The organism is Streptomyces sp. NRRL S-495, from assembly GCF_000966955.1.
Lineage (GTDB): Bacteria > Actinomycetota > Actinomycetes > Streptomycetales > Streptomycetaceae > Kitasatospora > Kitasatospora purpeofusca.
The window spans coordinates 1-8,136 of record NZ_JZWY01000208.1 but is presented as its reverse complement, the minus strand read 5'-3'; the positions used below and the strand labels follow the sequence as shown (position 1 = coordinate 8,136).

At 74.3% G+C, this 8,136-nt stretch carries 7 protein-coding genes; 4 read left to right on the top strand and 3 right to left on the bottom strand.

Translation table 11 applies throughout. The features are described from left to right. Both VR45_RS13115 and VR45_RS13110 read left to right on the top strand, forming a co-directional pair. The coding region (locus VR45_RS13115; protein ID WP_045939900.1) for a GNAT family N-acetyltransferase at positions 1–310 on the top strand (310 nt) is incomplete at its 5' end. After that, on the top strand, positions 307–1,227 hold the full coding sequence (locus VR45_RS13110; protein ID WP_063772466.1) for an aminoglycoside phosphotransferase family protein: 921 nt from the start codon (positions 307–309) through the stop codon (positions 1,225–1,227). The genes VR45_RS13115 and VR45_RS13110, both read left to right, overlap by 4 nt. 33 nt (positions 1,228–1,260) lie before the next feature. Here the strand turns inward: VR45_RS13110 and VR45_RS13105 are convergent, their stop codons facing one another. Then, positions 1,261–1,863, bottom strand: a complete 603-nt coding sequence (locus VR45_RS13105; protein WP_045939898.1) for a hypothetical protein — start codon at positions 1,861–1,863, stop codon at positions 1,261–1,263. Between the two features lie 115 nt (positions 1,864–1,978). Next, the gene (locus VR45_RS13100) at positions 1,979–3,175 is read right to left on the bottom strand and encodes an 8-amino-7-oxononanoate synthase (protein ID WP_045939897.1); all 1,197 of its coding nucleotides are present in this window, start codon (positions 3,173–3,175) and stop codon (positions 1,979–1,981) included. 171 nt (positions 3,176–3,346) lie between these two features. Here VR45_RS13100 and VR45_RS13095 point away from each other — a divergent pair, with 171 nt between their 5' ends. Continuing rightward, positions 3,347–5,839 (top strand): DEAD/DEAH box helicase, encoded by a 2,493-nt coding sequence (locus VR45_RS13095; RefSeq protein ID WP_199925940.1) that lies wholly within the window; start codon positions 3,347–3,349, stop codon positions 5,837–5,839. 111 nt (positions 5,840–5,950) lie between these two features. Here VR45_RS13095 and VR45_RS13090 read toward each other — a convergent pair whose 3' ends face one another. Next, on the bottom strand, positions 5,951–6,859 hold the full coding sequence (locus tag VR45_RS13090) for a hypothetical protein (protein WP_159394204.1): 909 nt from the start codon (positions 6,857–6,859) through the stop codon (positions 5,951–5,953). Between the two features lie 284 nt (positions 6,860–7,143). Here VR45_RS13090 and bioB point away from each other — a divergent pair. Beyond that, positions 7,144–8,136: biotin synthase BioB (bioB, locus tag VR45_RS13085; protein ID WP_045939894.1), on the top strand; the 993-nt coding region annotated here is incomplete at its 3' end.

Here is an 8,136-nt window from a genome sequence, read left to right as displayed (position 1 = left end):
CCCCCGGGTGGTGCACGCGCTGCGCTACCGCGAGGACGTGCGGGTCTTCGAGACCGAGGACGGGAGCGGGGTCCTGGTGCTGGGGCGCGGCGTCGCCGGGCGCTGGGAGTGTGCGATCGAGGTCGGTCCGGCGGCCCGCGGCCGGGGCCTGGGGCGGGCCCTGGCGCTGGCGGCCCGGCACCTCGTCCCGGACGGCGACCTGGTCTGGTCCCAGCAGGCGCCGGGCAACGCGACGAGCGTGCGGGCCTTCCAGGCCGCCGGCTACCGGCCGGTGGGCGCGGAGACGCTGCTGGTGGTGGGGCGGCCGTGACGGCCGACCCCGGCGCCGGGACGTCTCTCGCGACCGTTCCCGAGGAGGTGCGGGCCCGGCTGGTGACCCGCTTCGGGCCGGGTGCCCGGGAGTGGTGCGCGCGGCTGCCGCGGCTGGTGGACGGGCTGGCCGGGCGCTGGGGGCTGGCGGTGCGGGCGGCCGGCGGGGGCGGCACGTCGCGGGTCTTCCGCTGCGAGCGGCTCACCGACGGTGCGGCGGTGTGGCTCAAGCTGACGCCGGACGCCGAGGTGGCCCGGCAGGAGGCGGTGGCGCTGACCGCGTGGCGGGAGGTGCCGTCGGTGGTGGGGCTGCTGGCGGAGGACGCCGGGGCCGGGGCGCTGCTGCTGGCGGACGTGCGGCCGGGGACGACGCTGCGCGAGCGCGGTTGGCGGCCGGCGGAGGTGGCCGGGATGCTGGCCGCGATGCGCTCGGTGCCCGCGCCGCCCCGTACCGCCCTGCCGTCCCTGGCGGAGCGGCTGGACTTCCTGTTCGACCTCACCGAGCGGCGGGCCCCCGGAGTGTCGACGGCGGACGCCCGGGCCCTGGTCCGCGAGCTGACCGGTGACGGCGGTCCGGTCGGACTGGTCCACGGCGACCTGCATCCGTCGAACGTGCTGCTCGGCCCGGCCGGGCCGGTGGCGATCGACCCGCGCGCCTGCCTGGGCGACCCGGACTTCGACCTGGTCGACTGGGCCCTCGACGGTGTGGCCGGTCCGGGGGCGCTGTCCGCCCGGATCGCCGAACTGACCGCCCTGGTCGCGGGCGCGGACGCCGACCGCGTCCTCGCCTGGTGCCGGGCGGCGGCCGTCCTGATCGCCGCCCCGCGCGTCGCCGCGGGCCGCGGGAGCGCCGGCCACGGGAGCACCGGCCACGAGGACGCCGGCACGGTGTTCCTGCGGGAGCTGGCGGGGCTGTAGCGGGGCTGTGGCGGCGCTGCAATCGCGCTGCCGTCAGCGGGCGGACGGGCCTCGGCGGGGGGACGGGCCGGGACGCCCGGCGATCCCTCGTCCTCCGCCCGACGGGGGCGACGGACGGTGGTTCTCCGCGTCCTTCAGCTCCCGCCGGAGGTCGGCCAGGATCGTGGAACCCGGCTGGAAGTCGTACGACTCCAGGCCGGGAAGGTCGAGGTCCCTGCGGAGGGCCGCGACCGCGAGGTCACGCCACCCGTAGAGCTCCTCGGGGCGCCGGCCGCCGTCCCGGGCCCAGTGCCGGCAGCAGTGCCGCAGGCCGAGGACGGCGCCCCGGGCGGTGGCGGTCGCGCACATGCCGCCCGGCCCGTAGAACCAGCCGTTGAGCGCCGCCGCCACCCGCCCCGCCGCCTCGGGGGTGAGCGGGGAACCCGAGGCGTGCGACAGTTCACCCAGGATGCGGAAGGCCTCCGGGTAGGACTCCAGCCGGGCCTTGTGGAGATCCAGCGCCCAGCCGGACTTGAGGTCGGTCAGCCACCGGGCCCGTTCCCGCCGCTGCTGCGCGAGGGTCAGGGCCGCCCCGACGGAGGCGACCACCAGGGCGACGAGCCCGGACAGCAGGGCCGTGACAATCTGCTCGCTCATGGCCCCCGCCCCGGTCACCGGTCGTCCGAAGAGCCCATGATGGCAGCCCGACGGACCGTCAGCAGCCTTTTGCCGAAAGCCACTTGCCGGGGCCGAGGGGCTCCGGGCACAAACGTCACCCGGTGGCGCGGGCACCCTCCGGCGCGGTGGCGGCGATGACGCGGACGGCCTCGGCGATCTGCTCGTCCGTCAGGTCGCCGCGCGCGGTCAGCCGCAGCCGGGAGATGCCGTCCGGGACGGACGGGGGGCGGAAGCAGCCGACGGCGAGACCGGCCCGGCGGCAGTCGGCGGCCCAGCCGACGGCGGCCTCGGGGCCCGGGGCGCGGACGGACACCACGGCCGCGTCGGGGGTGGAGGCGTGCAGGCCGGCGGCGGTGAGGCGGGCGGCCAGGGTACGGGCCACCTCCCGGGCGCGCTCGGCGCGGTGGGGTTCGGCGCGCAGCAGCCGCAGTGCGCCGAGGGCGGCGCCGGCGGCGGCGGGGGCGAGGCCGGTGTCGAAGATGAAGGTGCGGGCGGTCTCGGTGAGGTGGCGGATCACCCGACGGGGGCCGAGCACGGCGCCGCCCTGGGAGCCGAGCGACTTCGACAGGGTGACGGTGGTGACCAGGTCGGGTGCGCCGGCGAGACCGGCGGCGGCCGGGGCACCGCTGCCGCCGGGGCCGAGGACGCCCAGGCCGTGCGCGTCGTCGACGAGCAGCGCGGCGCCGAACCTCCGGGTGGTCGCGGCGAGTTCGGCGAGCGGGGCGGCGTTGCCGTCGACCGAGAAGACCGAGTCGGTGACCACCAGCGCCCGGGGCCGCTCGCGCCCGGCGAGGATCCCGGCGACGGCGCCCGGGTCGCTGTGCGGGGCCCGGTGGACGTCCGCCCGGGCGAGCCGGCAGCCGTCGATCAGCGAGGCGTGGTTGTAGGCGTCGGACACGATGAGGGTGTCCGGGTCGGTGAGCGCGGTGAGCGCGGCCAGGTTGGCGGTGTAGCCGGAGGAGAAGACGAGGGCGGCCTCGGCCCCGCAGAAGTCGGCGAGCTCCTGCTCCAGCTCGGTGTGCAGCGCGGTGGTCCCGGTCACCAGCCGGGAACCGGTGGCCCCGGCGCCCCAGCGCAGCGCGGCATCGGCGGCGGCCCCGGTGACGGCGGGGTGGCGGGTCAGCCCGAGGTAGTCGTTCCCCGCGAGGTCGAGTACCGGGTCGTCGGCGGGCCGGCTGCGCAGCGTCCGGGTGAGTCCGGCCCGGGCCCGCTGCTCCGCGGTCTCGTCGAGCCAGTCGAAGACGGCGCCGGGAGCGAGGGTGCGCGGTTCGGGCGCGGTGCGATTGACCATGCCCGGCACTCTGGCACGCCCCACGCGACCCGGGCAATGTGCGCCGTGGCACACGTCCGGCGGGGGTCGGGCGCGGCCCGCGCGGTCGGCCGGCCCGCCCGGTGGTGCCCCCGGGCTTTGCCGGGGGTGGCGGCGAGCAGGCAAGATGGGGCGGTGACCCTCCTTGATCTGATGCCGAAGCCCGCCACGCCCGACGCGCTGTACGAGACGTTCGCCGCCTGGGCGGAGGAGCGCGGGATCTCGCTGTACCCGGCTCAGGAGGAGGCGCTGATCGAGCTGGTGTCGGGGAACAACGTCATCCTGGCGACGCCGACGGGCTCGGGGAAGAGCCTGGTGGCGGCGGGTGCGCACTTCGCGGCGCTCGCGGAGGGGAAGCGGACGTTCTACACGGCGCCGATCAAGGCGCTGGTGTCGGAGAAGTTCTTCGACCTGGTGAAGATGTTCGGGACCGAGCAGGTCGGCATGATGACGGGTGACGCCTCGGTGAACCCGACGGCGCCGATCATCTGCTGCACGGCGGAGGTGCTGGCGCAGATCGCGCTGCGCGACGGCACCCGGGCCGATGTCGGCCAGGTGGTCATGGACGAGTTCCACTTCTACGCGGAGCCGGACCGCGGCTGGGCCTGGCAGATCCCGCTGCTGGAGCTGCCGCAGGCGCAGTTCCTGCTGATGTCGGCGACGCTGGGCGATGTGCGGCGGTTCGAGGAGGACCTCACCCGGCGCACCGGCCGGCCGACGACGGTGGTGCGCAACACGACGCGTCCGGTGCCGCTGTTCTACGAGTACCGCCGCACCACCATGCACGACACGCTGGAGGAGCTGCTGCAGACCGGCCAGGCGCCGGTGTATGTCGTGCACTTCACCCAGAAGGAGGCGGTGGACCGCGCGCAGTCGCTGATGAGCATCAACATGTGCTCGAAGGCGGAGAAGGACGCCATCGCCGAGCTGATCGGGAATTTCCGGTTCACCACCAAGTTCGGCCGCAATCTGTCGCGTTTCGTCCGGCACGGGATCGGTGTGCACCACGCGGGCATGCTCCCGAAGTACCGGCGGCTGGTCGAGCGGCTCGCCCAGGCGGGTCTGCTGAAGGTGATCTGCGGGACGGACACGCTCGGCGTGGGCGTCAATGTGCCGATCCGCACGGTGCTGTTCACGGCGCTGTCGAAGTACGACGGGCAGCGGGTGCGGATCCTGCGCGCCCGGGAATTCCACCAGATCGCCGGACGGGCCGGACGGGCCGGGTTCGACACGGTGGGCCAGGTGGTGGCGCAGGCGCCCGAGCACGTCATCGAGAACGACAAGGCCGTCGCCAAGGCGGGCGACGACCCCAAGAAGAAGCGGAAGATCGTCCGCAAGAAGGCGCCGGAGGGCTTCGTCGGCTGGTCCGAGGAGACCTTCCAGAAGCTGATCGGCGCCGACCCGGAGCCGCTGGTCTCCCGGTTCAAGGTCACCCACGCCATGCTGCTGTCGGTGATCGCGCGGCCGGGCAACGCCTTCGAGGCGATGCGCAAGCTGCTCACCGACAACCACGAGGACCGGGCCGCGCAGCGCCGGCACATCCGCACCGCGATCGCCATCTACCGCTCGCTGCTGGAGGGCGGCGTGGTGGAGCGGCTGCCGGAGCCGGACGCCGAGGGCCGGATCGTGCGCCTCACCCTGGACCTCCAGGAGAACTTCGCGCTCAACCAGCCGCTGTCCACCTTCGCCCTGGCCGCCTTCGAGCTGCTCGACCCGACCTCGCCGTCCTTCGCGATGGACGTGGTGTCGGTGGTCGAGGCGACCCTCGACGACCCGCGGCAGATCCTCGCCTCGCAGCAGAACAAGGCGCGCGGCGAGGCCGTCGGCGAGATGAAGCGCGACGGCATCGAGTACGAGGAGCGGATGGAGCGGCTCCAGGAGATCACCTACCCGAAGCCGCTGGAGGAGCTGCTCACCCACGCCTACGAGGTGTACCAGCGGGCGCACCCGTGGATCGGCGACCACCAGCTCCAGCCGAAGTCGGTGGTGCGGGACCTCTACGAGCGGGCGATGACCTTCTCGGACTACGTCGGCTTCTACGAGCTGGCCCGCACCGAGGGCATCGTGCTCCGCTACCTGGCCGGTGCGTTCAAGGCGCTGGAGCAGACCGTCCCGGAGGACGTGAAGACCGACGACCTCAAGGACATCATCGCCTGGCTGGGCGAGCTGGTCCGCCAGGTCGACTCCAGCCTGCTGGACGAGTGGGAGCAGCTGGCCAACCCGACCGGGCCGCAGACGGCCGAGGTGGTGCTGGACGACAAGCCGGCGCCGGTGACGGCGAACGCGCGGGCCTTCCGGGTGCTGGTGCGCAACGAGATGTTCCGCCGGGTCGAGCTGTGCGCGCTGGAGCACTACGACGAGCTGGGCGCGCTGGACGGCGAGTACGGCTGGGACGCGGACCGCTGGGCGGACGCCATGGACGGGTACTGGGACGAGTACGACGACCTGAGCACCGGTCCGAACGCGCGCGGCCCGAAGATGCTGATCATCGAGCAGGAGGACTCGGCCTGGCGGGTGCGGCAGATCTTCGACGACCCGGAGGGCGACCACGACTGGGGCATCAGCGCCGAGGTCGACCTCTTCGGCTCGGACGAGGAGGGCCGCGCGGTGCTGCGGGTCACCGCCGTGGACCGGCTGGGCGGCTGACCGGCAGCCGGCACCGGCACCGGCTGACGGTCAGTCAGCAGCGGTGACCGGACGGGGAATCGGGGGGAGGGGCGGGCCGCGGCCCGCCCCTCCCCCGTTCGGTCCGTGCTCCTACATCCAGACGAACGGCGCGCCCGCGCTGTGCGAGACGGCCCGGGTGGCCTCGTCGAGCAGCTGGTCGAGACCGGCGGTGCTCGCCGAGGGCACCGGCAGCGGACTCGCCGGGGGGACGGGCGCGCCGACGGTGGGCGAGGCGGTTCCGGTACCGGGTACGGAGGGGGCGGCCGCGGGGGCCGCGGGGGCGGCGGCCCCGCCGCCGGGGTACATCTCGGCGGGCCGCGAACTGGCCACCGTCACGTAGTGGCCGACGAGTTCGACCCGCGGCTCGATGGCGGGCCGGGCCAGGCCGGCCGGCAGCGCGGGCGCGGCGGAGGCGTCCGGGAGGATGAAGGCGACCGTCCCGGACTTGGCGCGCAGCGCCTCGGCGGCGCGGGCCGCGGTCGGGGCGTCGGTGAAGCGCAGCAGGGTGACGCTGCTCAGCACCGGCTTGTCCTGGGCGGAGAAGCTGACCGCGAGGTAGCCCTTGCAGCCGGCCTCGCGCAGCAGGTCCAGGGTGCGGTCCTGGAGTACCTCGGTGCAGTTGTCGCCGCGCCGCACGCCGGAGCGCTTGCCCTTGTAGGAGCCGGACTCCACGATCCGCTGGGCGGGGAAGTAGGCCTCGACGTCGAGGGCCTCGGGGTCGACGAGCGTGCGCTGCGGCGGGTCGCCGACGATCGGCGGGGTCTTGGACGCCTCCTTGCTGGAGGGGCCCAGCCCGGGTATGTAGTCGCCGGGCGTGGGGCGGGTGACGATCCATCCGCCGGCCGCGACCACGCCGACGACGGTGATCCAGCCGACGACCCGTCGGGCGGTCACGCGTCTGGGCCGGTACGCCCCGTCCGGCCGTTCGGACACGTCGTACGCCGGCCGCTCCGCCGGTGATTCTGCCGATGACGGGGCGCGCTCCCCCTGCGTGGTCATGCGGCCGATTGTATGCAGGTCACGAGTGGTGGAGATCACGGGGGCGGAGCGGCGGCCGGGGTGCCGGGAAGCGCTGCGGGAGGGCCGTCGGGAAGGGCTGCGGAAGGGCCTGCGAGAGGGCCGGTGGAAGGGCCCGCGGGAGGCCCGCCGGGGGCCCTCTCCGGCGACGTGACCGGCGCCACTACCGTGAGCTTCGACACTGTGACAACTCGCACATCCTCCCTGGGATCTTCTGGTGGGTTTCCTCTGGCGTCCGTCGCGGCCCAGCAGGCAGGATCAGGCCCATGGATCTGCTCGATACCCTCACCGCCAAGGGCCTGCGTGGGGAGACCCCCACCCGCGAGGAGGCGCTCGCCGTCCTCGCCACCACCGACGACGAGCTGCTCGACGTGGTCGCGGCCGCCGGGCGGGTGCGCCGGCGGTGGTTCGGCCGCCGGGTCAAGCTCAACTACCTGGTGAACCTGAAGAGCGGGCTGTGCCCGGAGGACTGCTCCTACTGTTCGCAGCGGCTGGGCTCCAAGGCCGAGATCCTGAAGTACACCTGGCTCAAGCCGGGCCAGGCCGCCGAGGCGGCGAAGGCCGGCGTGTCGGGCGGCGCCAAGCGGGTCTGCCTGGTGGCGAGCGGCCGCGGCCCGACGGACCGTGACATCGACCGGGTGACCGACACCGTCGCGGCCATCAAGGAGGCCGACCCGGCGGTGGAGATCTGCGCCTGCCTCGGCCTGCTCTCCGACAACCAGGCGGAGCGGCTGAAGGCGGCCGGTGTCGACGCCTACAACCACAACCTGAACACCTCCGAGGGCACCTACGGCGACATCGCCACCACCCACACCTACGCGGACCGGGTGGACACCGTGCAGAAGGCGCACGGCGCCGGCCTGTCGGCCTGCTCGGGCCTGATCGCGGGCATGGGCGAGAGCGACGAGGACCTGGTGGACGTGGTCTTCGCGCTGCGCGAGCTGGGCTCCGACTCGGTGCCGGTGAACTTCCTGATCCCGTTCGAGGGCACGCCGCTGGCGAAGGAGTGGAACCTCTCGCCGCAGCGCTGCCTGCGGATCCTCGCCATGGTGCGGTTCGTGAACCCGGACACCGAGGTGCGGATCGCCGGCGGCCGCGAGGTGCACCTGCGCAGCATGCAGCCGCTGGGCCTGCACCTCGCCAACTCCATCTTCCTGGGCGACTACCTGACCAGCGAGGGCCAGGCCGGGCAGACCGACCTCGACATGATCGCGGACGCCGGCTTCGAGGTCGAGGGCATGGGCGAGAGCACCCTGCCC